Raw genomic sequence first — 24855 nt, forward strand, 5'->3', positions numbered from 1 at the left:
AGAATAAGTCCTCCTTAAAATATATTGGTTTTTCCCAGTATATCAATTGGTGGAGGAAATAGCACTACGCCTTCTTTTGAAGCACTTACATTCCAAGGTACTCCACATACTCTGCACAGCCTCTGTTGACGTATGTATAGCGTGGATCCACGCAACGGTTCTTCAGCCGATCTGTGGATGCGTAGGCCTGCAGGTGCTGGATCTGGGCCCGGATGCCCTCTGCTGGGGTTTTGAAGCTGTTGCCTCTCATACCGGTTTTGGTCACACCAAGGCCGCAGAAATTATTCTGGCTGAGTGTTACTGCCGATCCGCTGAATGTGAAGTTTCCGGTTTCCAGACAGGACTGGGCAAAAGCAATGTCACCACGGACACCTTCCGCTGCGCCTTCTGTGATATACAGAGGAATCATCTTTATGACCGAATCGGACACCTTCGGATTCATCTTTCTGATATAAGCCCGCATCTGTTCAATGCTGGCCTGTGGGGTTCCCATGATCTTTAACATGTTTTTCCTCCTCTCTCAGGCTGCTGCCTGGAATAAACTCAGGATGAATTCTCTTCCCATCTGGGTGATACGTCTGTGATAGATCACCCTTCCGGAATCCAGAACTTCCTGCTTGATCTCTTCATATCCCTGATCACTGTATCTGGAATACATCACCCAGGTACCATTTACCTGATACTGGATTTTCTTCTCTGCCAGGATCCTGTTCAGCTGTGTTGCGGATCTCAGTCCCAGCTCCTTGGCAATCTCAGTTACTGTGTAGGTTTTGTTTACGTGCATGAGGATGGCATTCTTTCTTTCTGCTTCTACCCTGGCCGCACGTTCTTCTTTCAGTCTTGTAAGGAGTTCGATGCCGAAATCTGGGTTGTTCAGTATGTTGTCGATCACATTATCTGTAGCGTACAGGCCGTGTTTGCGAATGGTCTTCAGAATTTCCTTGACCTTCTTCTTGAATTCTTTTGCGATAGGTTTTCTGGACTGCATGAGGACTTCGTAGAGACCGTCCTCTGTAAGACACCACGCTTCCTGCATTCCTCCAGGGGTGTAAACATTCCTTACACCCTTTTCGTCATCATCTACAGTCTGCAGCATCATTCTGGGATTGCTATGTTCAATCCAATCGGCAACATCTTTTGCCAGAAACAGCGGCTCTTCCGGTGTCCCATACACTTTAAAATGTTTTCCAAGTACTTCCTGCTCATTTAATACCTTCAATTCGTTCATGATGTTTCTCCTTTCTGCTGAATAAGAAAAGAGGACGATCACTCGCCCTCTGAATCCTCTTTTTCTGTATCGATATTTACTTTATCTTCCACCTGAGATTTTACATGTGTTACAAGTGGAATCAGGAATGCTGGGATTGTTACTCCCATATCTTTGATATTCTCCAGAATGCTGATGATCTCGTTGCAGATAATCCAGATTGCTACAATACAGGCTACCAAGAATGTAAATGGTAATGTGATACCTGCAGTCTGGGACGCATATAAAAGAAGCTGATCAATGATTGCTCCTACAATCACCAGAAGCCACATGCTCACTTTCTTCATGATTCCACGAATGCTTTTGTATGAATTGATATCTTCAGCTCTGTATGTAGATGCCATAAGTCCAGTAGCATAGTCAAGGACATTGCAGGCTACCATCAGGAATACCGGCACTGTCAGTACCCCGAGAATGGAGCTGATCAGTGCAAAAATAGCTGTAAAAATTGCTTTAATATGATTTTCGTTCATTGTTATTTCCTTTCTCCGGTGTTGCGCCGGCGCAATTTTGCAAAATAAAAGAGCCTGTTACGGCTCGGCTCTGATCTTCATAAATAAATCCTTTCAATCAAACACTGTTATTCTTATCTTCGAAAACATCTTCCGCTCCTTCGAACTCCGGAAGGGTTTTGAGATATTCATATGCTTCCTTGATACTCAGATCGCTAAATTTCTCAGTTTCATAGGTAACAATTTTCTGATAGGGTTGCTGAATCTCTCCAGCAAGTTGTTTCTTCCTGATTTTTTCTGAAATCAGAGAAATCACGGAAATAGAGCAATGACTGTTTACAGTATTGGATACATACAGGATGCGATGATATTCAGTAGTTACACCATCGTCCTGGATCACTTTCTTTTTTAACGCCATTTTGATTCTCCTTTTTAAAAATCTATCTTTATACTGGCTGTGATAGCACAAGTATCATTATTTACAATGTTCCTAGTATCAGTGTCAGTAAAATCATCACTACCAATTGCCATTTTAGCTCTAACGTTCAATCCGTTACGCCCTCCTATAACTGTAGCTGTATACGATGACGGTTTTATAGGGTTTGAAGCAGTCGAACCATATATATATTTTCCATTTTGCCGAATCGTAAGTCCCTTTATACTTGATATCGAAACTTTGGTGGACATAATTGGTCGGGAAAATGGAATAAGAAATATGACTTCCTCTTTATTTGATGTAACATATCCTGTTACATAAAACTCCATATTTATTACGTCGTCAGCGCGGTAATATGGTCTCAATGTACCGTTAAACATACCGCCGTCAGGACGGTTCAGTGTATATTCGCCGAATTTAATAATAAAATCCCCTGGCGTTATTATTCCTTTGCTAATAAATGCATAGCCATCATCAACTGCGAAAAAAGGATAATTACCATTAGGAACTGAATTACTTCCAACCACAAGCGGACAATCTGAATAAATAAATTGCGAATTACTGCTTACTTGGAATCCTATTCGTACTCGTTCGCCAAATTCAGCCTTATTTCCGATTTGAATTCCGTTTTCAGTCGGTTTCATCAATGTTTTCCCAAACTTCAAGCTGCTCTCAATCTCACCGGATTTGATATGGAATACCTTTCCTGTGATCCAGGCAGTTGCGTCGGAATCTGGTGTTATGGCGGTGTCGCTGGTGCCTTTGAACTGGATGGAATCTTTTGTAAGTTTAAGTTTTGATGCACTGGCGGAGTCACCAAGGATAATATTACCTTTATCGAAAGTAATATAGTCTTTATGACTAGCAATCTCAGCCGCATCAGTGCTTATAACGGTATCCCAGGTATATTGCCAGCCCGTGATATCTTGGACCATCGTAGTCTTTTTATTGGTATATACACTCAAGTCACCAAGCGCACCTTTGAGATTAGTGACTTCCGTTTGAGATGCTTTAAGAGCAATCTGCTTTTTGTTATTTGAGATTTCAGTCTCGGCCGCTGAGATACGTGTTTCCAAATCTTCAGGAGCTGGCGTCCAGTCTGTTGCGACGTTGCCTTCTTCAAGTTTTTCCCATTGAACAGTGACATTCCCAGAACCATTGACACCGACATCTTTTCCCATTCTTGGAATTATGATACTACGAGTGGAATTTCCATTCGGAGGGATGGTATATGTTACCCAGTATTTGGTTAAAACGGTAGACAATATAAAGTCACACTGCCCATCGTTGTAGTTTGAAAGTTGACCTTGGCTACCTTTAAGTGAAATAATATTTGAAGGATTGTAAAAATGAACTCGAATTCCGTCGCCATTGACAGTCGATTTAGCCCAAAATGACAGGGTATAGGTACTTCCGTTAAGAGGAATGGAGCTGACCCATGAAGAAAAGTCCAAATAACCTATAGACGGATAGGAATAATTTTGTGCGTCCTGATGAGTTCCTTTGAGTAAATTCCTTCCGCCAACCATTATGCTATCAAATGTACTACTTACGCTATATGATGTGGAAGTCGCATTATCGGTGTACGTAATAACGGTTCTCGTCCACAAATATGGTTTATCTATATCAGTTTTTGGTGGTGATCCAAGCCACGTTCCCGTCGGTGCAGTGGTCTGTGATGCACATAATTGATATGTTATAGCTGTGGATTTGATTCCTTTACCGGCTGCCCCAGTTGGGCCTTGCGGACCTGTTGCGCCTGTAGCACCTTGTGGACCACGAGCGCCCTGAGCACCCTGAGCCCCGGTATTTCCTGTTATACATACTCCGTTTTCGGAAGGCGTGAATTCGGTACGATCATCTCCATAGGTTACGAAATTTCGTCTCCAAATATACTTACCCTCTGTCCACGTTGGCTGATTATTACTCCATGAACCACCAACTAATGATGTTGGAGATGTGGATAAATAAAACTGTTCGAGTGTTGATTTGATTGTGTTATCTACTGTGGCTGCTTCTTTTGAACCAATCCGGAAATTGCTGACATTGATGTCCAACATATCCGTCACTGGATTAAATTCCAACGATGAATTTTTGCCTTTAAGTTTAAATACACCATCAGCATACATCTGAATTGGCGATTCTTTCTTACTTGTAAGAGCCCCGTCGCCAAGCCCAAGACCGGTGGTGGAAATATAAACACCGCTCGTTGGATCATTAATAGCCAGCTTGCCACTATAGATGGCATTTTGACTCATATCAAACTGGGCAATCTTAGCCTGGAATGCAGACAGATCAACGACGTCTATAGAAGCGGCCTGGATCTTCTGACCATTCACTTCTGCCTCAGATACGCCATTTGCGATGTTGATTGCTTTGACAATAGAGTCCTGACCATCCGGACCGGTGATGATAAGGCGCTCTGTCTTAATCGTACCGGCTACAATAGAATCTGCATTGATAGACTTGATTTTCGCTGCTTCGATCGTCGCATCAGCAATCTTAGCGTTCGTTACAGCTCCTTCATGGATTGCTGCTGAGCCAATGGACCCGTCCTTTAGGACGCCTTTTTCAATCCAGGCGTTATTTACATTTGCGAGATCGATATTTGCTTTTTTAGCATTAATTTCCTCAGCATTCTCTTTAACTACATCCAGTTCCTTAATAGATGCATACGTGATTTTTGCAGTCTCCACATCCAGTTTGTTGATCATCGCTCTGTCAATCATTACCAACTGTGCGTAATACCGTTCCATTTCTTTTGTCTGTGGGCCTTTATAATCTGCATTGGTTTCTTCTTCTGACAGGCCGACAGCTTCAACTGAATATGTAAGACCGCCATCGTATTCCCAATCCAGTTTCATGATAGGAACCTTATATGTGTTTCCAGACAGATCTGCTACGGTCAGGATATCCCAAGGATCCAGTCGGGGATCTCCCATCATTTTCAATGTACCTGGCATATAGGAGAAATTTTTGAAAGATGCCAGGATATTATTGAGGACTGTTTGTGTCATGAACGGATTGGAAAAAGACACGGACCTCGCTCCGGATCCTGAAAAGATTGATATGCTTTTTCCATTTTTATCTTGTCCCGTAAAACATACAAATTTTGAAACATCAAAAGCATAATCATTATGTTCAAAATTTCCCCAGTACCGGCTCGTCTTTACCTCATAATCTGAATCCACATAGGTATGCAGCTCGATCTGACCTCTACGATTACAAACAGCAAACGCGCCATGAAGCTGTGCCACATAAGAAAGGACTTCCCTGCAGCTATATCCTTTCGGCACTTTCATGGATATCGCCGTTAATCCGGATGTCACTACAGGAACACCTGTGATATCCGCAATCTTCTTCAGTACTGTCACTGTATTTGTAGTTGTGCCATTCATGGAAAACGTCCGCTCTGTGTTCATCATACGGTCGTAAGCCGTGAACGTGATCTGATCATCCGCTTTTTTAGGCTTTCCTGCTGTAAAATATCCCATGGGGATATATTCTGTTTTTCCGTTCACGTCCATACCAATCTGAAGGAGCATTTCTGTTCCTTCAACTACTAGTCCTTTGCCAGGAATTGTCACTTCTATGTACTGTGACATGGTAGAACCCAGAGAAAAATCGTCTTCTCTTTCAGAACCTCCGGTGAATTTGATACTTCGTACGGTTGTGATGGATGTTTCTCCATAGGTGAGTAAACATTTAAATGTTCTGGAATCCTGCTGTACCAAGGTTCCAAATGCAGTTGTTGACTGATACACAGGACCGCCTCCTTACTCTGTCAGCATGAAATCAATGACATCCAGTTCAGCCATGGTCAGTGAATCATATTTCGGATCTTCGTCACATTTCTCGACTACTGAGATGGAAACAGTATGAATCTCCACCTCGGTCTCAATATTCAGAAGTTCTCTCATATCCTTCCCAAAACTTTCTTTGTCTTCCATGATATAGCAGTCGTCTTCCGTCATGATCTCACCATTTTTATCTTTCTTGGCGTATCTGCGAATCAATTCTTCCCGTTCCGCAGTGTAAGCTGACGCAGCCTCCTGGACTGCTGCCACATTCTTCTTGATCGCATACGCCAGACGAACTGGCAAAATCTTTTTTTTCATAGATACGCAAGTATTTAAAAAGTCTACAATTTCTTTGTTTTGCATTTTCATTGTTCTGTTCTCCTTATTTTCCGATCAGCGTCGCCCCTACTCCTTTGTATGTTTTTACACCGTCCACATAACTGTATACCGGATAGGATGGTGTGTTTGAGTAGCATCTCTTTGTTATCCGGGAATTGCTTCCAGGATCCGTAAATGTCACATTAAAGAAAGCAGGGCTGATTGCTGCATCAATCTTGGCAGCATCCGCTCTGCTTAACATGGGCCATGTAATTTCCAACGTATATTTAATAGCAATAAGATCGCCTACCATATCACCATTCGCTACACGCCCTGTATTATTTGACCAGATTTTTTCCTTTTTTATTGTCAAACCCGAAAGGGCCGGAGTCGGCATCGTAACTCCGTCAATAATGATATCATCTGTCACTTTACCGCCTCCTTATCCAAATACCGGATTTCCGGTCTGTTTCTGATAGTTGTTTCCTTCCTGGCGGATCACCTTAAACAATTTCTTTGCATCGCCTTCCAGATAGATGTGGAGTTCCTGTCCACGATCATTTCTGCCCTGCATGCTTTCAAAAGCATTCACAACTGCTTCAAATACACCTGCCCGGATTCCGGCAATGATCTGATTATTGTTTGCCACCGCAGAACGGTTTCCCATTCTTCCGACAAGCTCCGGTCCGGACTCTCTTGCCACGAACATTTCTCCCATACCAGGGAATCCGCCATTTGCGTACCAGCTCAGATTGAAACGTGGCAATGAAAATTTGAAGTTACCGATTTTTATAGATCCACCTTCCCAATCCCAGCCGATATGTGGCATAGGGATATGGATGCTTGAAAATCCATTTGCAAAAGTCTGAATAACATTCTGGCCAACTGTGTATAAGCTTGGAATTGCGTTTGCCACCTTGCCTGGTATATTACTTAATATTCCAGACAGAGAGCTCCAGTTATTATTCAGGCCGGTTCTCATTCCGCTTATGATATCCCTGCCTTTCGGCGTTACTTTGCTTTTGATATCTCCGATAGCGTTGAAAGATTGAGAACCGATTTTCTTTACTCTGCTCAGGAATGTTGATTCCCTTACAGCTTCCCAGCCATTTTTCAGACCGGTGATCGCAGCATTTCCTTTCCCACGTAGCCATGTTTTGGCATTTCCAAGTCTCTCTTTTGTCTGCCCTGGGAGTTTAGCAATCCAAGACAGTACAGCTGGCAATCCTGCTTTCATACCATTGAACAGGCCAGATATAACATATCCGCCCTGCGTACGCATGACTGTTGATGGTGAATGGATTCCGAAAGCTTTTTTGAATCCGTTTATGAACGGTTTAAAAATGTGTGCCTTGATCCAGGTTCCTATATCTTTAAATGACTGCACAACACCATTTTTAAAGCCTTCCCAGGTGAATTTTCCAGCTTCTGTGAAATGCTTTATAATATACTTCCTTGCATCTGCAACTGCATTTTTAAAGATACCGCCAATAAATGCGGCAAAACCTCCAAATGCAGCTCCAATCGTTTCAAAAACTCTATCAGCAATTCCGCTCCAGTCAATGTTTACCATCAGATCTTTTGCTTTGTTATAGATGGTGTCCCCCATGGACCACCAATCCATGTGTTCGATCGCTGAGATTGCAAATTCAAAAAAGCCTTTTATCCCATCGGATAAGGTCTGTCCTATTTTTCCAGTATCAATGGTTTTGACCGTGTTGGTTACGAGATCAGCCAGCGCAGTGCCCAAGCCTCTCCAGTTAAAGTTATGAACTGTGGTATAAAGTGCTTCCAGTCGTGTGTTAAAGCACTCTCCAACTGTTTTTCCAACTACACTCCAATTGGTTGTCGCAATCGCTGTATTCAGTGTGCTTACCAGACCAAAGACGGTATCATGTACGGTTCCTTTGATCAGATTCCAGTCAAGGCCTTCAAGAGCACCATTGATCCCATCTCCGATAGCTTTCCCAAGACTGTTCCAGTGGAAATTCTTTGCAAAGGTATCTACAAATCCAAAGGCTGTGTTCAGTCCCTTAGAGAATGTATTACCAACTAATTTCCAATCCGTAGCTTCAATAAAGCCATTCAGAAAAGTGGCAATGCTTTTTGCAATCTTGTTACAGGTATTCTGGATTTTACCCCACGGAATACGTTCCAGCGCTTCGTTGAGCTTATTGCCGACCATGGCGCCAAGTTCTGTAAAATCACCGGACTTCCAGGAATCTTTGATCAGTTTTGCGAGATCTTTGAAACGGCTCTTGATGGCCGTTGTCTGGAACATATCATTAACGCCACCAAGCGGTGATGTATCCGTTCCACTTCCTGTTCCTCCTGATCCGGAGCTGTCTGAATCATCGTTCAGCTTGTTGATCTGGTCGAATCCCAGAAGAGTGCGCTGATATTGTTTTGCCGCTTTTGATGCCGTATCCGCGTTCTTTGCATTATTCTTCAGACCCGTTGAGGTACTGTTAAGACTTGCAGCATAATCCTGATTGACTTTCTTGGCCATGACCATGGTGGTTTTGCCTGTGAGGGCTCCCATCAGCTGGCCTATGGAATTTACCACGTTGATAACCGTCTGAATGAAACTGTTCAGAATTGGTGCTACAACATTCAGGATTGGTGCAAAGGCTGTGGCCAGTGAATTTTTGAGCTGTGTCAGAGAAGACATCAGCAGAGAAAGACTTCTGTTTGTTTCTCCACTGTACTGTGCAAAGTTCTGAAATCCCTGCTTTGCGCCATCTACAGCTCCACGGATCACAAAACTTGCAAACATAAATTTTGCAGTCATTCCGATTGTCTTCAGTATACCTGTCAAGCCTCGTCCGGATGTTCCCAGACCATTGAACGAAGATTTTGTCCTGTTAAGAAACGGGATTCCGGATGTGAACTTCTGGATCAGTGCAGCATAAGCACCGGAGCATTTTCGGATCACGCCGGTGAAGGAAGATGCAACGTTTCCAACACCTCCCAGAAGCTTTGTAAAGCCTCCCCAGCCCTTTGAAACAGTTGTTCCTATTCCTTTGAAAATTCCTGTTCCAAAGTTCAATGCCTGTTTCGGAAGAGATACCGGCCGCTTTACATCTGTATTTGATGATTCCATATGTTTTTTGTCAGTTTCATACATTCTCAATTTACGTTCAGCGCCCTCAATGTCATATGCCAGGCTTCTCCAGCTCATGCTTTCCTGATCTACGCCAAGATCACTCATCTTATCCCGGCGTTCATAGTATTTGTTGAGCTGAGTCTGTGTTTTTTGAATTGTGGAGTTCAGTTGCTGATACTCTTCCGTTGGAACTTTGATGCCTGCCTTGATCTGGAAATTTTTCACAGGATTCCTGCTGAGCATTTCCCTGATCTTATTCAGAGTATTCCTTACCGGCTGCAGCGCCTTGCTTTCCATTCCCTTGAACGGATTCTTTACTTTCTCAGTTTCCTTCTGGATTTCTTCAACGCTTTTCTTTACTTCCCGCCGGCTGTTTTCCATTCCTTTTTTCAATGGTTCTGTTGTAGCTTCAATTATCACCTGCATCTTATGAAGTGTGTCTCCCATGGTCTCACCTCCTCTCTTTTTCTCAACAAATCAATGATTATGTCTATAGTTCCATTCGGCGTTGTACGCCCTTCTTTTTTCCATGTACTCTTCCCACTGGCGGGCTTCCTCTGCTTCTTCGTATGCCTTCTGTTCTTTTTCAAACAGTTCCGGATAATAATCCCAGGGATGGGCTATATTGCCATCTTTGGCAAATAACGCTGAGATATCTACTGCTATGGCCTGGGCATGGATAAAATTATCCATGATCCGCTGCTTTTCTTCTCTGAGCAACCGCCTTCTTATATTTGCCAAAGTATCAAATATCTCATTTACAGAAAGATTCCAGAATGTTTCCGCCGGAATCCCCATCTCAAGAGCTACCGGATACAGCTCTGAGAGCTGTTCTGACATCAGGCGTTCTCGATTTCCTCCAGAAGGGATGCCGCTGTTTTCTCCGGTAAAAAACCCGATACCACCATGAGCGGGATCAAAATCTTCTGATAGAGTTCCAGCTGACTGTTCCCTTCATCGATCCATGCGTCATACAGCTTCTGCACATCCTGATAATCAATCCCATGCTCCCACGGTGACATTGCTTCCTGGATGATCGTCAGCATCACGGAAAGCGGCGGAATATCATCGATCATATTCATGAGATTCTGTCTGTACTTATTTTCCAGGCGTCCGATTCCGGAAGCTTTCAGTTTCATCTTGAAGCTCCTGCCGCCTACATTCCAATAAGCAAAGGGCTGTCTCTTTTTCTTCTGTTCCTCCAGATTGACTACTTTTTCCTCTGGAGCCTGTGTCTCATTCTGGGCAGAAGCTCCGCCCAGATCCTGAATGCCTTCAAAATTCATCATCTTTTATTCCTCCTTACGCCGGATCTGTCTGTTTGATCTCAGACTGTACGGCCATGGTCACCTCAAACTCGATCACACCATTTACTCCACCGCCTGTACGTTTTACGGAAAACTGTGCAGTAAACTCGGTAACTGTTCCATCTTTTGTTTTTTCCTGGAAATCCCAGATCTCTTTTTTGTCTGCTGCATCTCTCATAAGCCTGTACGGGCTTCCGGCTTTACTGTTGTCGTACTTCCATTTGTACTTCATATCCGGAAGGTCTCCAATGCCTTCCTCGTACATCTTGTGCGGATCTGTAAGGCAGGTGTTTTCCTCCTTATCCAGTTCCACTCCGACTTCCGGGATCTCTTTCAGTCCTGGAAGATCTGTGTAAGCTGCAGAGTTTTCTTCAGCTGTGTGTTTTCTGTAACCTAATGTTGCTCCATTTGCTAACATCGCTATTCCTCCTTATCTCCAGTACACGCTGTCAGAATCCATATCAATGATCCCTTCGTAGCGCATCTGTTTATGCTTCATCCCTGACGGATCCGGCACATCTGCACATGCGATTCGTTTCAGGCCTGTCACTTTCATCGCTTCATCTACCTGCAGAGCTGCTTCTGAAGTGCTGTGATTGTTCCAGATATCGATCCGGTATCTTACAAGGGCTTTATCCTCTCTCATTCCTTCAGCATCGGAGCTGGCTTCGTATACATCGTTCTGCTCTTCGGTATACTGGATCGTTGAACCCTCCGCCCAGGAACGAGGATAGGCATCTGAAACATTTTCGGACACCGTGCACAGTGCCGCGTACACCTGATCTTTTACATTCTTCATATATCCTCCAAATCTGACGCAAGGCTTCCGCCCAGCATCTTTAAGATCTGTTCTTCGTTATCCTTCATAGCCGGATACAGGAACGGATAGGCCGGATTTCCGCTGCATCTATAGAATCTTCCATCCGGCGTGTCCATATATGGCCAAAGGTACTTTTCAGCCACCCTTCTGTCTATCTGGCTTTCATGGATCCACCATGGCTGTTGAGTATAGACCGGAGTTACTTCCGGAGAGATGCCGGCATGTTTCTCCTGGCCTTTCGGTCCGGTTCCGAACTCTATGTATGGAGCATAAGCTTTGTCTGTCCAGCAGATCCCTGTGACAGTGTTTTCTCCCTCTGTGGTTTCGGCAAAAATGCTCTGCTGGAGTTCTCCGGTATCTGCATGGCAATTCTCAACTGCTGCTGACCGTACAAACTGGATCGCTTCTCCAACTGCCTGCCGGGTGTCCAACTCGGACACCTCTTGCAAAGCTTTCTCCACTTCATCAAATCCATTTACACTCATATCTTTTCCACCTCCATGGTAAGGAAACGATATGGTTTGATGGATATGATCCGATAGTCTGGAAGCTGATCTGCTGCCACATATAGACAAATCCCGTCCCGTTCCTCTATATCCGTTCCATCTTCCAGGATATAATGCAGCCGGCCTTTTTCATCCGTCTGGATCTTATAGTTTCCCTGTATCCGGATATTCCGGATATAATTCAGTCTCTGGCCGTACTGCTCAGCCTGTACTTTTCCGGATGCCGGCCAGCTTTCTCCGGTAACAGAAGAGGCAGTACCATATTCCTCGCTGGTACTGCCTTCCTTATCTTTCTTTACCGTCATTTTCTTATGGAAAAATTCCTCAAGTCTGCTTCTTCTCAGCCTCATAAATCTTTCCTCCTACTCTGGCCAGGCGATACCGGTTCAGCGTGTCGTAGATCTGTTTCGGCGCATCCTCAAAAGTATAACTCTCTCCACCCTCACTTCTGGACTTTTCCCCCTCTGTTCCTATCCGGTTCAAAGCGATCACAGCAAGATCCCGGACTGCCTTTTCCAGCCCGGTCCTTAACTGTTTGCGATTGGTGTAGGACAGCACGAAAGCTTCAGCTTCATCCAGAAGGACAGACAGAAGTTCCTCATTCTTTTCTCCGGTCAGGATCTTCAGCTTTTTGATATCTTCTACTGATGCCATCGTATCACCCTTTCAGGATTTCCAGAAGGTCCGCTTTTGCCAGGGAGGAGACACCGGTCAGTCCTTTCTCCTTTGCAAGAGTTTTCAGTTCTTCAACTGTCATATCCTCGATATCCTTACCGATTTTCTCTTCCGGTACTGTGTCTGGTGTGGCTTTTTTCATCGGTGTGAAGCCATCACTGATCAGCTTTTCTGCTGCAGATCCTTCCGCTTCTCTTTCTACATTTTTACGGATCAGCCTCATGCTTTCGCCTCCTGGATGCTCAGATAGATGGAATCCAGTTTATTATCCAGAATCCACATATCATGGAAACGACGGTAATCCATCTGCCATGCGTTCAGTTTCTGGTTTGTTGTCGGGTCGAAGATACGCATGATATCCTGTTTTGTGACAGCGATCGGCGTGGTTACAGGGCAGATAAAGAAGTTCAGGTTCTTTGCGGATGTTCCTTTTTCATATCCGCCTTTTTCCTGGCCACTATCTTTACCGTTATTGATCTTGATAGCTGTGTACATACGGTTGGAAGGTGTGGAAACCAGCGGTACACCATCTACAGAAGGAACCTGTGTCTGAATTCCGCCTTTAGAGAAGGTCACTGCAGTGATCTTGCCTGCAAGTTCCAGCTCCAGTTCCATAATAAAGTCCGGTGTTGCCTGGCAGATAAGAGCTCCGTTATAGTTTTCTCTTACCGCTTTGATCCCTTCTTTCAGCTTACGCAGAGCAGATGTAGAAGCAGTTCCCGGTACATAAGATTCTCCGATCATTCCTGCTTTATCTGCAGTGAGTGTTTCTGTAGCCAGCTTGCTGATACGGTACGCATCGATCTCCGGAACTACCTGTGTCCTCTGGAACTCTCCCATAACTGCACCGGCAGTCGGGATAAAGTTTGCCTCATTGATATCCATCGGATCCAGCTGGAAGAGACGGCCACGGTCCTGTGTCATTTTTCTGGTCTCGTACTCCAGGGTAACGGAGCCGCGCTGGTATCCAGCCTCACGGTCATAGTCGCCCATTCCCTGAACGCTCATTTTCGGGATCTTTACTTCAGATCCACCGTTATAGATCACCTGACCGGCATTGGCATCCATCCAGCCAGTGGTTGCTTCCTGGACAGCGATCTTATCAAGCTGTGTCATAAATAAGGTTGCTGTTGCTAAAGTATTGATTGCCATTGTTTATTCACTCTCCTTTAAAAAATCCCCATCATCGCATTGTATACCTGCTTTTCAAGGGCTTCCTGTGTGTTTGTTTCTGGTGCTTTTTTCGGAGGCTTGCCGCCCTTCAGCTTCTCATCGACTGCTTTCTCAACTGCAGTCTGGAACGCTTTTTTGACGGTTTCCATGGATTTCTTGCAGGCATCTGCATCTGTATAATTCAGTACTTCTGCAAGCTCCACCGGAAGTCCTTCGTCTGACAGGTTGTTCTTTGCTTCTGCCATGAGCTCACTTCTGGTTACTGCTGCCTCTCTGTCGGAAAGTTCCTTTTCTTTTTTCTTCTGCATGTACTGTGCTTTTTCTTCCTTGGTCATCTTGGCCAGCTTCTCAGCCTCGGAAAGCTTATCATCCGTCAGTGCCTGCCACTTCTCCTGTGCGTTTGTCACTGCCGTATTGACTGCCTTCTGGACACGTCTGTCAAATTCTGCCTGATTACTGCCTGTTTTCAGGAAGTCATCAAAAGATGGAGGATTATCTCCTTCGCCGCCTGTACCTTCGCCAGATCCGCCGCCATTGCCCTCACCGGCCCCAGCACCGTCTCCGCCTTCTGCGAATAACTGCAGGTTCATCGGAACTTTACACATTGCTTTGAATACTCTGTTTCTCATATCTTTTCCTTTCTGCCCAGCCTATTCGTTCTCACGCCCGGGCCATTCAGTTTGTGGAATCCGTTTCTTTAACGCCTGGCGGAAAAAGTCATAAAAAATAAGACGCTTCACCCTGCGTCTCATCGGGAGATAATTGGATCACCTATTCCTTCCCTTTGGCTGCTGCCTTTGCTTCTCTCACTGCCTCAGCAACACCCTCGCTGATCAGATGTGCCCCTCTGTTTTCTGTTACTTCCAGAACAGTTCCCTTCTCAACGATTTCTTTTAAGTAGATGTCACTGTATCGTTTGATACATTTCACTTTCATTCTCTTCACCTCCCCTCCGTTGCGCCGGCGCAATTACAGTTTAAAGCACATGTTCTGAAACTTCTTATAAGCATCAAGGTATAACTCGTGCTTATCTCCGTTATATGTCAGCTCATAATACATTCCATCCGGCACAGTCGTGCTCAGAAGTGCTTTACTGTTCTGTAATGTCTTACAACTCCATACCACGTACACATCCTGTACTGTGATCTGTTTTCCATCGGTCTTATCCATGTGTGAATTTGTATATTCAGCTACTTTTGCTTTACAAAGCCTTAAAAATTCTTCGTTTTCCATTCCTTACCTCCTACGCATGGTCAATCCTCGGAATTCCATACTCAACCGCACATTCATGTTCGATCTTGCATCCTCTTGCTTTCTGCCAGTCTTTTGCAAAATAGGCGATATCAGCATCAGATAAAAGCTCCAGGGACTTTCCAAGAAACCACAGTGGTTTTGCTCCTACCGGTGCTGACCGGAAGAAAGAATCAATAACCTCTACAGGTTCTCTCAACAACTCTTCTGCTGCTTTGATTGCCACCTTTCGCTCTGCAAGAATCTCCTCGTCTTCTTTGCCATTCATTGGCTGACTGATAAATAATTTCTTCATGTTCTTCGCCCTCTCTTTCTTAAAAATGGGTATAAAAAGACCACCGGCCATTTCTGACTGGTGGTATCAGTTGGTCTGATAATAAATATCATCCCTTATTGATTCGAGCATATATGTTTTTGCTGATGGCTCATGATGTGGATTCATCCAATATACCGACTCATCTTCCATGTACTCCATAAAATCAATTTTGGTATCCACATCTACTTCAAATACTCCATTGTTTTCATGACTCAGTACTCTCTGAACAAGTTCATTGTCAGGATACATTTCTTTAAGAAATTCAATTTGTTCATTCGTCAGTTCAAATCTTCGCATTTCCATTTCTTATTCTCCTCACATAATCTGAATCTGTTGGATTACATTGAATCAGAACTCCCGTATCTGGATCTACTGAAACTGTTCCGTTTCTGCCCATATATTTCTGACTTTTTTCTCCACCAGGATCCGTTCTCACAGGAAATACCTTCGCCGGTTTCTCCAGCGCATCCTTTATTCCTTCCACCGATACTCCCGATCGTGGTCGTCCAGTTTTAGGATCTGTCATGGTTCCGATCACTCTCTCCATGAAGTGTTTGCTCTGTCTGGTTACTTCGGTTCCCTCAGAAGTTTTGACTCCAACAACTTTTTCATTGATTTCATCATAGATCTTCTGATAATTCTTAAAACCGGATAGTGGAGATATCATTCCGTTCTTCACCGAATGAGCATAAGTCCTGAGCAATTCCCACTTCTCAGGATCATTATACTTCATTTCCTGGAAGTCTGCAAAATGTTTCGGCATGTCTTTTCCAAGGAGTTCCCGGTACTGATCATACTGTTTCCTGTCTGATGCAGCGTTCTTGACTGCCTTTTCCTGGGCTTCTGCTTTTGGATTTCCTTTGACGTATTTCTCATACCACTGTTCATAAGTCATATCCGCAGGAACCATCTCTGTACGCCCTGTTTCCGGGTTGTAGGCGCTTCTTTTCATGTTCCTGAGGATTTTATCATCTATGACAGAAATCGTTGTAGAGCGGCAATATGGATGCATAGGCGGATAGTTCACTCCGGCTTTCCGGTCTTTCACTGGAAAAACCTTTCCATCCAGTTCCCGACAGATCTCACTGGTACGAAGATCCAGCACTGCCACATAGCGATAATTCTTGATCCCGCAGTCAATATAACTCTGTGCAGTCAATTCTCCTGCCATGTAACAGGATTCTGTTCTTACCAATCGCCTGGCCTGCTTTGCTCCCCCTCCGCACTGGGCCTGGATGGATTCCGCTGTTTCCCGGTCTGTCCGGCCGGTAAGGAGACTGATCAGCAATTCATCCTTCAAGGAATCTGCAAGCTGCTGTGTGTTCTGCCAGATACGGTCTGAAAAATGTTTTCCGGACCATTTCATCTGCAGAGCCTGGTCGATCTGCTTCCTGCTTACATGAGAAAAACTGAATGCCAGGCCAGTTTCTTTCTGCATATTGTAGATGGAATGATAATACGCTTTTTCTCCAAGCTGCTCCAGAAGTTTGGTATCGAACTGTTTCTCCTGCTGATACACCTGCTGCATCACTGCATCTACCTGTGTCATAAGATCCTGCAAGCGTTCCAGTCTTGCACGGTACGCCGGAGCTTCCAACTGTTTCAGGATCTCACTGTCCCTTTTCCTGTTCTGGAGTTCCTGTTTCAGCTGATCAATGGAGTTTTTATCCTGGATGGAATTTATAATCTGCCAGGCTTCTGTTTCTGACAGACCATACTTTGTCATGAACTTCTCGAAGATATCTCTTGCGGCATATTCCAGCTGGAGAGAGGCTTTCCGGTATACTCTGGCAATGAGATCTGCTGTCTCTTCTGCATCCTCCATAAACTGATACATATCCCAGGCAGATCTCTGTTCCCAGTATTTCCTACTCATTTACCTTTTCCTTATCATCCGGATTCTGTTCTGGTGGTGTGTTATCCTGCATGCCAAACACTTCCTGCTGCCGCTTCAGATTCTCTTCTTCCTCTGTTTCCAAGGCTTTCAATTCCTCGTCCACATCCTCCACAAACGGAACCTGTGAAAGCAAGGTCTTCCGGCTTACTTTTCCCCACAGATTTGCCACAATCTGGGATATCTCCAGGAGATTTTTCGGCAGTGCTCTGGTGAATGTCATCGTGATTCCGGATGGATCGATGCTGGTTCCGTGCAAAGCCAGATAGTTACAGAATATCCGAACTCTTTTTCTCAGACCTTTTTTATAATATCTGGTCTTGATCTTTGTGATATTTTCCATGCCCAGGAGCTTAAATTCCATAGCCACACCACTGACGTTCCCTCCGAAGCTTTCATCTGACATACAGGGAATGTGGGAAAACTTATGGATATCCTGCTCAATGGCTTTCTTAAGGATCTCCACACCGCTTTCATCAAAAGTCCTAGTCAGATATTCTGCTTTGGCTGTGTCCGGCATCTCAAGAACCTTATACTTTTTAAGACGGGCTTTGGCCTTTCGGATGCTCTCGTCTTCATCCTCAGTGTTCGGTTCGTCCTCATCGGTCAGCAATGTTCCATAGATGGCCAGGATCGCATCAATAAACTGCTCCTTATCGGTCACACGATCGCTCATCAGCGCATTGTATGCATCGATCAGTGGGATCTGCAGTTCAAAATCTCCGATGGCCAGTTTATTGTTCAGGTATTCAATGATCGGGATCTCACCAAGATAATGGGGCACCGCCGGCTCTGTGGTTGCCTGGATCGTATTGCTGTTCTCAATGTCCAGCTCGTACTTATAGTTTGTGGTCACTACTGTGGCCATATAGTGGTCCGGAAGCTTCCCGGAATCATCTTTCCGGATATAATAATAGACAGCAAAGAGTTCGTTTTCCTCTATGCTGTCGTCTTTTACCATGAAGGTATTCTCTGCGGACAGGTTCTTGGTCTGCAGGTTGTTCTCGTTTTCCTTCACATAGACATATTCGTAAGCCAGGCCGTAGATGGATGCCTCCAGACCGTTGTCTCCGTCTGTCTCATCTGCTCCGGCCAGCTCCAGTGCATCTGTAAGAGGCTTGATGTCTCTCTCAGATTTATAAGTCACTGGATTGCCGATAAAATAGCTGCTGGCTGTATCCGAGATGTCTTTTGCATGATTGCACACCAGGCGGTTTTCCCGTTTGGTCTCATCCAGGATCTTGTGCTTTCCTTCATAGTAGGACATATTCTTCTTCAGCCGGTCCACCTTACTGATGTGTTTGCTGATCAGCTGGCGGAGTATCTGTTTGTCTGGGTTTAACTCGTCAAAGCCTTCTCTCGGTATTGTAAATGTGTATATTTTTCTCACCTCCTTATCTCTCGGAAACGTGCTGCTTTTCTTCCGATTATGGTGCTGCATAGGTACCTCACAGCGTCACAACAATGATCGAATTGTTTCACCGGTTTGTCTTCTCCTCTTTCCAGGGCTTTCTCATCCCAGATGTAAGAAGCAAACTCTTTTATTGTTTCTTTGCAGGAAGAAGCAAAGACGATCTTCTGCAGGTTCAGCAGCATTCCAACCAGCCGGATTCCATCCAGAACGTCATTATTGGCCTTCAGGACCTTATATCCCCGTTTCCGGAGTTCTGCAATAAAAGAAGCGGCCGATGGATCTACGATGATCGCCTTGATCTTAGTTCCATCCAGCCACTCTTTCAGGTCGTCTGCATATTCTGAATCTGTTTTCTGTTTACCTTTGTCTCTTCCGGAATAGTAATACTCCCGGATGCAGTACCATTTCCCGTTGGTTCCTTTATTCCAAAGCAGAAATACTGTGGCGTTCTGTGTACCATAGTCACAGGAAACATACCTGTTCCCGTTGACCAGTAGCTGATAGAAATCTTTGATATCCTGAACATGTTTGTTCTCGTCGAACATGTCGTAGATGATTCCCTCTGCTGCCGCCCACAGTCCCATAATGTAACGTTTAAAGAATACTCCAACGTACATACTCCTGTATCTGGCTTTGATCTCTTCATCCAGGGACAAGTTATCGTCCATAGTGAAGTGGAGATACAGAATATCTTTCAGACCGGGATCTTTCCCCTCCGCGGCCGCCTGCTGCCTGATACGCTCTGTTTCTTCTTTTCCCAGATATCCGATGGATTTATCTATCCAGTTCTGTTTGAACCAGTGATACGGGCCATCCGGATTACAGTTAAACCAGAATTTTGAACCTTTCACAGAGCATCGGCCTGTTGCCTGGTTCACAAAGGATTCCGGCATCAGGGCAACTTCGTCAAAGAACACTCCTGCCAGCGTGATTCCCTGGATCAGATCCTGAGATCTTTCATCCTTGCCGCCGAATATGTAGAAGTAGTTTTCTTTTCCGTCTTTTCGGATGGTTAGAAGGTTGTCTGCCCTGTGATCCGTGATGGAATATCCTCTTGATCGAAGCATCAGTTTCAACCAGAACAGAACATTTCTCCGGAAGGATCCTATGGTCTTTCCGCACATGGCAAAGTTCTGGCCAGTGAATGTACTCATGGCCCACATAACGAATGATAAAGACATGCTGATTGTTTTTCCTGATCGGATTGCTCCATCGGCAATAACTCCGTCCATATCGTGAACTGGAGATTCTTTGCACCACCAGGTCAGGACCTGTTTCTGTTTTCTTGAGAACGGAGAAAAATGAAACGTCTGACCTGTCTGCCTGTTGGCTCTGTTGGATTTCATTTTCTGCAGCTTATCTTTCAGGGTTTTAAGTTTTTCATACATCCTCATCACCCCAGACATTCTGTGCTGTTGCATTCATAGCTTCCAGGAAGCTATCATCTGTGGTATCTTCTGCCTGGTTATCCTGCTTCAGCATCTCGAATTCAAGCTGCATGGTTGCAAGTTCCAGTTTTGCATCATCATAACCAAACTTATGCAGCATCTCGATTGCTTTCTGCTGCCGTGCCTGCACTCTGGTCAGAGCATCCTCTATAGCCTGAATCTGGCCAAGGATGCCTTCATACTTTCGAAGTTCTGTTAGTTTTCCTTTTTCGATACCGGAAGTATATTCTGTTACAGACATTCCGCATGGTACCGAATCTTCTTCTGATCCTGTCTGAGCTTCCAGTTCACGGAGAGACTGGATTCTTTTCAGCATCCGGCGTTCCCTGACTGCAAGAAGCTGGATTTCTCTGAGAAGCAGCTGTTCTTTGTCCGGCCTGATCATCTCTGCCAATGTTCTTTCTTCTGGTTCCAGGGTATCAAAAAAGAGAGTTTCAAACTCTCCTGTCCTGACTGCATTCTTATTTCCCGGCGGACCGGTTCCTCCATGCCCCTCCGCATTTTTATTTCCGGGCTGTCCGCCCTTCTTTTTCGCAACGTTGCGTTTATTCTTTTGCAACGTTGCATTATCCCATTTGTATCTATTTTTCCAGCTTCGGATTGTCCCTACCGGGATTCCGAGCTTCTGAGAAACTTCAATTAATTTCGCTCCAGAAGCATATAGCTTTCTGGCCTCTTCTACTCTCTGATCTGGTGCTCTTGGCAATCCTCACCACCTCTCATTCGTTTCGTTTTTGATATTTGTAAATTACAGTCCTGCCGGCACCATAGTGACAGCCGATTGCCGCCACGCTGAAAAGAGGTGCGCTAACACTTACATACAGTGAATCCATGCGTAAGGTATGTATGCTGTATGAAAAATTGTATTAGAAAAGCACCCCGAAGGGTGCCTTTCTGCGTTGCTTAATATCCTATGATTTGTTGTCAAAATTTTTCAAACTATATTTTTCTTCCAAATTATTTTCTTCTTTTGTTTTTATAGAAGAATTCCCCATCATTAAAGCATTTTCTAAGTCAGAGTCTCTTGAAAAAATCAAATTTAACATATTCGATAAACACCTATATGTGCATAATACAAATACTCCTAAAAGAAAAACCCATAAATAAATTACCTTAGAAATTGTCTTGCTTGAAAATGAGTCTCTAAAATACAAACCAATTGTCACACATACAAGTATTAATCCAACCTTTATAGTAGATTTAATATATTTTAAAAACAATTTCTTTACATCTTTTTCAAAAACATATTTAACAATTTTGGATTCATTTTTCATTCCCAACACAACTGGCAACATCGCTCCTAAAAATCCAATTATTAATGCCGCAAATGTATTAACTCCATCTAGTGCACTATTCATATCCTTATTATGAATAATATCAATTTTTCCAACAATAAACAGACAGGTAATTGCAAAAGAAACTACATATGGATACATTCTTTCACAATAATATTTCATAGTTTCTTTCATTGCCTCCTCTCTAATTATTATATTTAATAGCCTTATATAATACATCTCTGCGTTTTTTGTAATAATATCTCATAGCTGCAAATGCATCTCGATACTCTAATGATTTTTTACTTTGTAAAGTAAATGGTATATAATCATGATATATTTCTTCAAACAAATCAATAATCTCTGTGCCTTTTTCATCATCGTCACTTACTTTAACTTTTGCACTCTTTATAAAATCTTTGTTTTCCAAAATACTCTCAACCATTTCTTTTGATTCATTTCTATACAACACAGATTTTCTTGAATATCCCAAACCAATCTTTACAGATCCCACAAGTCCTCCGGTTGCCTTTATTGGATTTATAATACTTGCCAAAGAACTACGATTATCCGAAGCTTTCCATTTGTCCAAATTTGCAAATGTAATATCTATACTTTTATAATTTCGATTTTTCAGTTTACTCAACTTATCTGTTTCTGCAATTGGTTTTATATAAATTTCTATACGCTCATTGTCATTTGTATAATTTATAAATTCCGTTAATTTTGTTATCCCTAATGAAAATCTATTCATCTGAACCATTAATATACTACTACATTTTTCATATAATAAAGTAATATCCTCTCCCAGATATTCATCATCTTCAAGTTCTACAGGTTCTGATGCTTCATTTTCCTTAACCTTCGTAGGAATATTCGTATCTCGCAATTTTATCAAATGTATTCCCCAAAAATCATCATCTTCTGAATGACTAAAACACTCTATTCGTGCAAGTGTATTACCAAATTTAATAGATTTCTTTAACTTTTGATCTGCATCTATCTTTGCAATCCATTTAACTAAATCATAAATTTTTAAAGGTCCCCATTTATTATCGTTACCTTTTTCTTTGCAAAGCACTCTGAAATAACGAAATTGTATTGTTCTTTTGTATTCCATACGTTTCCCCCATAAAATATAATTTGCTTAAATCATACTCCATCATTTGACATTTTTCAACAAACAATATTTCTGAATCATATCTTATAAGGTGTTTATATTATAGAACATCTGTTCCTATGTGTCCATATTGGAAATTTACACAAAAAGAACCCCGTAATTTCTACGAAGTTCTTTCTGTAAATTATATTTAAGGGATTATCGCCGCCAGGGTGTAGGCTGGCTCTGGCAGCTTGTTGCGAGAATGAGCCTCGTCGTCTCTGCGCCTTTGGCTTCTATTGTATTGTATAACGATATTTCCGATATAAACGATATTTTTTACTTAATCTCACATTTTTTCAAATATGTATCCCTGATGTAAAGTCTCGGATAGTCAGGACTCTGGGAATATCCTGTCTTTTCTGCTATCTTCTCCCATGTCATTCCCTGCTGATAGAATGCCTTAAACACATATCTTGTCTGGCCATCTTCAATGCTCTGGATCCATCGTTCCACTGCTGCCGCCTGTGCCATTTTATGATCGTACGTGCGTTTTCTCCGGTCATATCGTGCCTGGTCGAATCCGACTACACTCTGTGGCCGCGCAAAGCCGGTGGTGTAGTCAAATATCGTACTGTTTCCAAGACCGGCCTCCCCTTGTTTCATTTCAGCCAGTTCCATGCTGAGGACCGGTATTTCCCTCTTTAACTTTCTATAATTGTCCAGGAGCTTCCTGGTGATCTTGATCTCGCCCACTGGTATCCTCCCCTTTCGATGCTTTTAGCCGGGAACGTGTATGCTCCCGGCTTTCTCTATTTCTTCCATTCTTTTCCTGTTTTTCGATCCCGTATGCCTGTAATCTCTAATCCCAGCAGACCTGCCGTATTATTCAGGACACAAAAGGCGTTATAAATGTGTGTCGGCATCCTGCCAGCTGACCGGACTGCCTTTCCAGCTGTCGGATCTGGATATCCTTCGTTGTTCTTATAACTCATTTCACACCTTCTTTCATTTCCGCAAGCCTTTCCTCTGCATCTTCCCGTCTGGCAAATACAATCTGCTTGACCTTACCGGCTTTTATGTAATGCAGTGTGTTTCCTTCCAGGTATGGATAGTGTATCTCTTTCCAGTTTTCCGGAAGAAGATCTGATGCACCAGGGCAGTGCTGATACAGGATGCAGCTGCTGCAGGTTCCATCTTCACTGGCCGGCTGACTTTTACACCCCTGGATCAGTGTGTTATACGCTGACAGCATCAGTTCTGGTGTGATGTCCATCTTCTTCTCATGTCGTTTCATTCTGACCTTCTTTCCTGCTGCCCAGTGATGCTCGCAGGAATCTTCGTCTTCTACAAGGATTCCTCTGCGATCACAAAGACCATCATCGTTATTGATACAGGTTTTACATGTGTTTCCCATCATTTTCTCCTTTCTGCCATGATCCGGTTGAAATTCTCTACGTTTCTGGTGTTTATCCGATATTTCACTCTGTCTGGGGTTTTCTCTGTGCAAATGCGTTTGTATGTTACTGCTCCGATACCGGTGTAATATTGGAATACCCACGTCTGGAAGTTGCGTGGGAGCTTTACAAGCCGGTATCCACATTTTCTGTTAAACAGTTTCTTTTTCTGCCTCCTATTCATTCTCCCCTCCCTGCTACCCTCAGCATCCACTTCCGGTACCTGTCCCATTCTGCCAGGAGCTCAACGTCTAAAGTCTTACTCAGTTTGATATCCTCCGGAATGATCCGGTATTTCTTGTTCACAAGAGCAAAATTGGCTGCTGCCTGGGCTACGTTGTTCTTTGTGCAGCCAGTCTTTTCTGTGACCTGTCTGGCTATCAGCAGGTCTTCAAATACTTGCTTTCCATTCTGATCTACCACCTTATACAGGTTCATTCTCTTTCTCACTGTTTTCCCCTATCTCTACCGGATCCAGATAGTTCCGGCCGAATATCTCCATAAATTCTTTGTGACTGTGCTGCTTTTCAAATAGTCTCTGTGCTGTCCGCTGTAATTCGTGTCGGATCCGGGCGTTGTTGTGCACTGCTTCCGGACCGTAGATGTGATGGTCATGACACAAGTATACTTTCAGGCCATATTCCTCGGAGTTCTTCCGGTTCGGCCCTCCGAATATATGGTGCTCGTCCAGGATCCTGTGTTCATTCCAGTTGTCATGGAGTGTTACACAGAGATAACAGGTCCTGCTGTTTTTATCGTGAAGGATGCTGGCCGGATGGCGCATTCTCTTTTTCTTACTTTTCTGTTTTGGAAATAACATTTCTGCCCCTTTCCGGGGAGGT

General features: G+C 43.7%; 32 protein-coding genes and 1 pseudogene. All 33 read right to left on the minus strand.

Annotated elements, in window-relative coordinates:
• Window positions 1-88 precede the first annotated feature (88 nt).
• Window positions 89-502: pseudogene (locus ACTNDQ_RS11885) on the minus strand (glucosaminidase domain-containing protein); the annotation flags it as partial.
• Between the two features lie 18 nt (window positions 503-520).
• Window positions 521-1228 (minus strand): BRO family protein, encoded by a 708-nt coding sequence (locus ACTNDQ_RS11890; protein ID WP_441064694.1) that lies wholly within the window; start codon window positions 1226-1228, stop codon window positions 521-523.
• A 38-nt stretch (window positions 1229-1266) separates the two neighbouring features.
• A complete protein-coding gene (locus tag ACTNDQ_RS11895; protein ID WP_441064695.1) occupies window positions 1267-1740 on the minus strand; it encodes a phage holin family protein in 474 nt (157 codons plus the stop codon).
• Between the two features lie 97 nt (window positions 1741-1837).
• Entirely contained in the window at window positions 1838-2137 is a 300-nt protein-coding gene (locus ACTNDQ_RS11900) for a hypothetical protein (protein WP_270486429.1), read from the minus strand.
• A 14-nt stretch (window positions 2138-2151) separates the two neighbouring features.
• Window positions 2152-5919, minus strand: a complete 3768-nt coding sequence (locus tag ACTNDQ_RS11905; protein ID WP_441064696.1) for a hypothetical protein — start codon at window positions 5917-5919, stop codon at window positions 2152-2154.
• Between the two features lie 12 nt (window positions 5920-5931).
• Window positions 5932-6324 carry a hypothetical protein gene (locus ACTNDQ_RS11910; RefSeq protein WP_441064697.1) on the minus strand — a complete coding sequence of 131 codons (393 nt, stop codon included), beginning with the start codon at window positions 6322-6324 and terminating at the stop codon, window positions 5932-5934.
• A 13-nt stretch (window positions 6325-6337) separates the two neighbouring features.
• On the minus strand, window positions 6338-6703 hold the full coding sequence (locus tag ACTNDQ_RS11915) for a hypothetical protein (protein WP_412226030.1): 366 nt from the start codon (window positions 6701-6703) through the stop codon (window positions 6338-6340).
• 12 nt (window positions 6704-6715) lie between these two features.
• On the minus strand, window positions 6716-9826 hold the full coding sequence (locus ACTNDQ_RS11920) for a hypothetical protein (RefSeq protein WP_441064698.1): 3111 nt from the start codon (window positions 9824-9826) through the stop codon (window positions 6716-6718).
• A gap of 30 nt (window positions 9827-9856) precedes the next feature.
• The gene (locus ACTNDQ_RS11925; protein ID WP_441064699.1) at window positions 9857-10219 is read right to left on the minus strand and encodes a hypothetical protein; all 363 of its coding nucleotides are present in this window, start codon (window positions 10217-10219) and stop codon (window positions 9857-9859) included.
• Complete coding sequence (locus ACTNDQ_RS11930) at window positions 10219-10668, minus strand: DUF6096 family protein (protein ID WP_288162023.1); 450 nt, start codon at window positions 10666-10668, stop codon at window positions 10219-10221. Before ACTNDQ_RS11930 ends, ACTNDQ_RS11925 begins: the two co-directional genes overlap by 1 nt.
• Before the next feature lie 13 nt (window positions 10669-10681).
• Window positions 10682-11104, minus strand: a complete 423-nt coding sequence (locus ACTNDQ_RS11935; RefSeq protein ID WP_441064700.1) for a phage tail tube protein — start codon at window positions 11102-11104, stop codon at window positions 10682-10684.
• Window positions 11105-11116: 12 nt separating this feature from the next.
• The gene (locus ACTNDQ_RS11940) at window positions 11117-11485 is read right to left on the minus strand and encodes a hypothetical protein (RefSeq protein WP_119239906.1); all 369 of its coding nucleotides are present in this window, start codon (window positions 11483-11485) and stop codon (window positions 11117-11119) included.
• Window positions 11482-11991, minus strand: coding sequence for an HK97-gp10 family putative phage morphogenesis protein (locus tag ACTNDQ_RS11945; RefSeq protein ID WP_441064701.1), 510 nt, complete (start codon window positions 11989-11991; stop codon window positions 11482-11484). Before ACTNDQ_RS11945 ends, ACTNDQ_RS11940 begins: the two co-directional genes overlap by 4 nt.
• Window positions 11988-12362 (minus strand): hypothetical protein, encoded by a 375-nt coding sequence (locus ACTNDQ_RS11950; RefSeq protein WP_441064702.1) that lies wholly within the window; start codon window positions 12360-12362, stop codon window positions 11988-11990. The genes ACTNDQ_RS11945 and ACTNDQ_RS11950 overlap by 4 nt, the downstream gene beginning before the upstream one ends.
• Window positions 12337-12666: a phage head-tail connector protein gene (locus tag ACTNDQ_RS11955; RefSeq protein ID WP_441064703.1), complete on the minus strand. Its 330-nt coding sequence runs from the start codon at window positions 12664-12666 to the stop codon at window positions 12337-12339. Before ACTNDQ_RS11955 ends, ACTNDQ_RS11950 begins: the two co-directional genes overlap by 26 nt.
• A 4-nt stretch (window positions 12667-12670) precedes the next feature.
• Window positions 12671-12910 carry a Rho termination factor N-terminal domain-containing protein gene (locus ACTNDQ_RS11960; protein ID WP_441064704.1) on the minus strand — a complete coding sequence of 80 codons (240 nt, stop codon included), beginning with the start codon at window positions 12908-12910 and terminating at the stop codon, window positions 12671-12673.
• On the minus strand, window positions 12907-13839 hold the full coding sequence (locus ACTNDQ_RS11965; protein ID WP_092070780.1) for a hypothetical protein: 933 nt from the start codon (window positions 13837-13839) through the stop codon (window positions 12907-12909). The genes ACTNDQ_RS11960 and ACTNDQ_RS11965 overlap by 4 nt, the downstream gene beginning before the upstream one ends.
• A 17-nt stretch (window positions 13840-13856) precedes the next feature.
• Complete coding sequence (locus ACTNDQ_RS11970; protein ID WP_412396324.1) at window positions 13857-14489, minus strand: DUF4355 domain-containing protein; 633 nt, start codon at window positions 14487-14489, stop codon at window positions 13857-13859.
• A 142-nt stretch (window positions 14490-14631) separates the two neighbouring features.
• A complete protein-coding gene (locus ACTNDQ_RS11975) occupies window positions 14632-14796 on the minus strand; it encodes a hypothetical protein (protein WP_441064705.1) in 165 nt (54 codons plus the stop codon).
• 33 nt (window positions 14797-14829) lie between these two features.
• Complete coding sequence (locus ACTNDQ_RS11980) at window positions 14830-15093, minus strand: DUF6275 family protein (protein WP_173775729.1); 264 nt, start codon at window positions 15091-15093, stop codon at window positions 14830-14832.
• 10 nt (window positions 15094-15103) lie between these two features.
• A complete protein-coding gene (locus ACTNDQ_RS11985) occupies window positions 15104-15406 on the minus strand; it encodes a DUF4406 domain-containing protein (RefSeq protein WP_441064706.1) in 303 nt (100 codons plus the stop codon).
• Between the two features lie 66 nt (window positions 15407-15472).
• Window positions 15473-15730: a hypothetical protein gene (locus ACTNDQ_RS11990; RefSeq protein WP_270486573.1), complete on the minus strand. Its 258-nt coding sequence runs from the start codon at window positions 15728-15730 to the stop codon at window positions 15473-15475.
• Complete coding sequence (locus ACTNDQ_RS11995) at window positions 15711-17303, minus strand: minor capsid protein (RefSeq protein WP_441064707.1); 1593 nt, start codon at window positions 17301-17303, stop codon at window positions 15711-15713. Before ACTNDQ_RS11995 ends, ACTNDQ_RS11990 begins: the two co-directional genes overlap by 20 nt.
• On the minus strand, window positions 17296-18711 hold the full coding sequence (locus ACTNDQ_RS12000; RefSeq protein WP_441064708.1) for a phage portal protein: 1416 nt from the start codon (window positions 18709-18711) through the stop codon (window positions 17296-17298). The genes ACTNDQ_RS11995 and ACTNDQ_RS12000 overlap by 8 nt, the downstream gene beginning before the upstream one ends.
• Complete coding sequence (locus ACTNDQ_RS12005) at window positions 18708-20123, minus strand: PBSX family phage terminase large subunit (protein WP_441064709.1); 1416 nt, start codon at window positions 20121-20123, stop codon at window positions 18708-18710. Before ACTNDQ_RS12005 ends, ACTNDQ_RS12000 begins: the two co-directional genes overlap by 4 nt.
• A complete protein-coding gene (terS, locus tag ACTNDQ_RS12010; protein WP_349073314.1) occupies window positions 20116-20889 on the minus strand; it encodes a phage terminase small subunit in 774 nt (257 codons plus the stop codon). The genes ACTNDQ_RS12005 and terS overlap by 8 nt, the downstream gene beginning before the upstream one ends.
• Before the next feature lie 205 nt (window positions 20890-21094).
• Window positions 21095-21652: a hypothetical protein gene (locus ACTNDQ_RS12015; protein ID WP_441064710.1), complete on the minus strand. Its 558-nt coding sequence runs from the start codon at window positions 21650-21652 to the stop codon at window positions 21095-21097.
• Window positions 21653-21662: 10 nt separating this feature from the next.
• Entirely contained in the window at window positions 21663-22577 is a 915-nt protein-coding gene (locus ACTNDQ_RS12020; RefSeq protein ID WP_441064711.1) for a DUF6731 family protein, read from the minus strand.
• 318 nt (window positions 22578-22895) lie between these two features.
• The gene (locus tag ACTNDQ_RS12025; protein WP_441064712.1) at window positions 22896-23312 is read right to left on the minus strand and encodes a hypothetical protein; all 417 of its coding nucleotides are present in this window, start codon (window positions 23310-23312) and stop codon (window positions 22896-22898) included.
• Window positions 23313-23547: 235 nt separating this feature from the next.
• The gene (locus ACTNDQ_RS12030; protein WP_441064713.1) at window positions 23548-23973 is read right to left on the minus strand and encodes a hypothetical protein; all 426 of its coding nucleotides are present in this window, start codon (window positions 23971-23973) and stop codon (window positions 23548-23550) included.
• Complete coding sequence (locus ACTNDQ_RS12035) at window positions 23973-24197, minus strand: hypothetical protein (RefSeq protein ID WP_441064714.1); 225 nt, start codon at window positions 24195-24197, stop codon at window positions 23973-23975. The genes ACTNDQ_RS12030 and ACTNDQ_RS12035 overlap by 1 nt, the downstream gene beginning before the upstream one ends.
• Window positions 24194-24463: a hypothetical protein gene (locus ACTNDQ_RS12040; RefSeq protein ID WP_441064715.1), complete on the minus strand. Its 270-nt coding sequence runs from the start codon at window positions 24461-24463 to the stop codon at window positions 24194-24196. Before ACTNDQ_RS12040 ends, ACTNDQ_RS12035 begins: the two co-directional genes overlap by 4 nt.
• A complete protein-coding gene (locus tag ACTNDQ_RS12045) occupies window positions 24438-24833 on the minus strand; it encodes a hypothetical protein (protein WP_441064716.1) in 396 nt (131 codons plus the stop codon). The genes ACTNDQ_RS12040 and ACTNDQ_RS12045 overlap by 26 nt, the downstream gene beginning before the upstream one ends.
• Between the last annotated feature and the right edge of the window lie 22 nt (window positions 24834-24855).

The sequence above is a fragment of the Blautia massiliensis (ex Liu et al. 2021) genome (assembly GCF_052064225.1).
GTDB classification, from domain to species: Bacteria; Bacillota; Clostridia; order Lachnospirales; family Lachnospiraceae; genus Blautia_A; species Blautia_A fusiformis.

Excerpts from the sequence above, each read along its gene's own strand:
- ACTNDQ_RS11890 (WP_441064694.1), bottom strand. The coding sequence starts at position 1,228 with ATGAACGAATTGAAGGTATTAAATGAGCAGGAAGTACTTGGAAAACAT.
- ACTNDQ_RS11895 (WP_441064695.1), bottom strand. The coding sequence starts at position 1,740 with ATGAACGAAAATCATATTAAAGCAATTTTTACAGCTATTTTTGCACTG.
- ACTNDQ_RS11900 (WP_270486429.1), bottom strand. The coding sequence starts at position 2,137 with ATGGCGTTAAAAAAGAAAGTGATCCAGGACGATGGTGTAACTACTGAA.
- ACTNDQ_RS11910 (WP_441064697.1), bottom strand. The coding sequence starts at position 6,324 with ATGAAAATGCAAAACAAAGAAATTGTAGACTTTTTAAATACTTGCGTA.
- ACTNDQ_RS11920 (WP_441064698.1), bottom strand. The coding sequence starts at position 9,826 with ATGGGAGACACACTTCATAAGATGCAGGTGATAATTGAAGCTACAACA.
- ACTNDQ_RS11925 (WP_441064699.1), bottom strand. The coding sequence starts at position 10,219 with ATGTCAGAACAGCTCTCAGAGCTGTATCCGGTAGCTCTTGAGATGGGG.
- ACTNDQ_RS11930 (WP_288162023.1), bottom strand. The coding sequence starts at position 10,668 with ATGATGAATTTTGAAGGCATTCAGGATCTGGGCGGAGCTTCTGCCCAG.
- ACTNDQ_RS11935 (WP_441064700.1), bottom strand. The coding sequence starts at position 11,104 with ATGTTAGCAAATGGAGCAACATTAGGTTACAGAAAACACACAGCTGAA.
- ACTNDQ_RS11940 (WP_119239906.1), bottom strand. The coding sequence starts at position 11,485 with ATGAAGAATGTAAAAGATCAGGTGTACGCGGCACTGTGCACGGTGTCC.
- ACTNDQ_RS11945 (WP_441064701.1), bottom strand. The coding sequence starts at position 11,991 with ATGAGTGTAAATGGATTTGATGAAGTGGAGAAAGCTTTGCAAGAGGTG.
- ACTNDQ_RS11950 (WP_441064702.1), bottom strand. The coding sequence starts at position 12,362 with ATGAGGCTGAGAAGAAGCAGACTTGAGGAATTTTTCCATAAGAAAATG.
- ACTNDQ_RS11955 (WP_441064703.1), bottom strand. The coding sequence starts at position 12,666 with ATGGCATCAGTAGAAGATATCAAAAAGCTGAAGATCCTGACCGGAGAA.
- ACTNDQ_RS11960 (WP_441064704.1), bottom strand. The coding sequence starts at position 12,910 with ATGAGGCTGATCCGTAAAAATGTAGAAAGAGAAGCGGAAGGATCTGCA.
- ACTNDQ_RS11965 (WP_092070780.1), bottom strand. The coding sequence starts at position 13,839 with ATGGCAATCAATACTTTAGCAACAGCAACCTTATTTATGACACAGCTT.
- ACTNDQ_RS11970 (WP_412396324.1), bottom strand. The coding sequence starts at position 14,489 with ATGAGAAACAGAGTATTCAAAGCAATGTGTAAAGTTCCGATGAACCTG.
- ACTNDQ_RS11975 (WP_441064705.1), bottom strand. The coding sequence starts at position 14,796 with ATGAAAGTGAAATGTATCAAACGATACAGTGACATCTACTTAAAAGAA.
- ACTNDQ_RS11980 (WP_173775729.1), bottom strand. The coding sequence starts at position 15,093 with ATGGAAAACGAAGAATTTTTAAGGCTTTGTAAAGCAAAAGTAGCTGAA.
- ACTNDQ_RS11985 (WP_441064706.1), bottom strand. The coding sequence starts at position 15,406 with ATGAAGAAATTATTTATCAGTCAGCCAATGAATGGCAAAGAAGACGAG.
- ACTNDQ_RS11990 (WP_270486573.1), bottom strand. The coding sequence starts at position 15,730 with ATGGAAATGCGAAGATTTGAACTGACGAATGAACAAATTGAATTTCTT.
- ACTNDQ_RS11995 (WP_441064707.1), bottom strand. The coding sequence starts at position 17,303 with ATGAGTAGGAAATACTGGGAACAGAGATCTGCCTGGGATATGTATCAG.
- ACTNDQ_RS12005 (WP_441064709.1), bottom strand. The coding sequence starts at position 20,123 with ATGTATGAAAAACTTAAAACCCTGAAAGATAAGCTGCAGAAAATGAAA.
- ACTNDQ_RS12015 (WP_441064710.1), bottom strand. The coding sequence starts at position 21,652 with ATGAAAGAAACTATGAAATATTATTGTGAAAGAATGTATCCATATGTA.
- ACTNDQ_RS12020 (WP_441064711.1), bottom strand. The coding sequence starts at position 22,577 with ATGGAATACAAAAGAACAATACAATTTCGTTATTTCAGAGTGCTTTGC.
- ACTNDQ_RS12030 (WP_441064713.1), bottom strand. The coding sequence starts at position 23,973 with ATGGGAAACACATGTAAAACCTGTATCAATAACGATGATGGTCTTTGT.
- ACTNDQ_RS12035 (WP_441064714.1), bottom strand. The coding sequence starts at position 24,197 with ATGAATAGGAGGCAGAAAAAGAAACTGTTTAACAGAAAATGTGGATAC.
- ACTNDQ_RS12045 (WP_441064716.1), bottom strand. The coding sequence starts at position 24,833 with ATGTTATTTCCAAAACAGAAAAGTAAGAAAAAGAGAATGCGCCATCCG.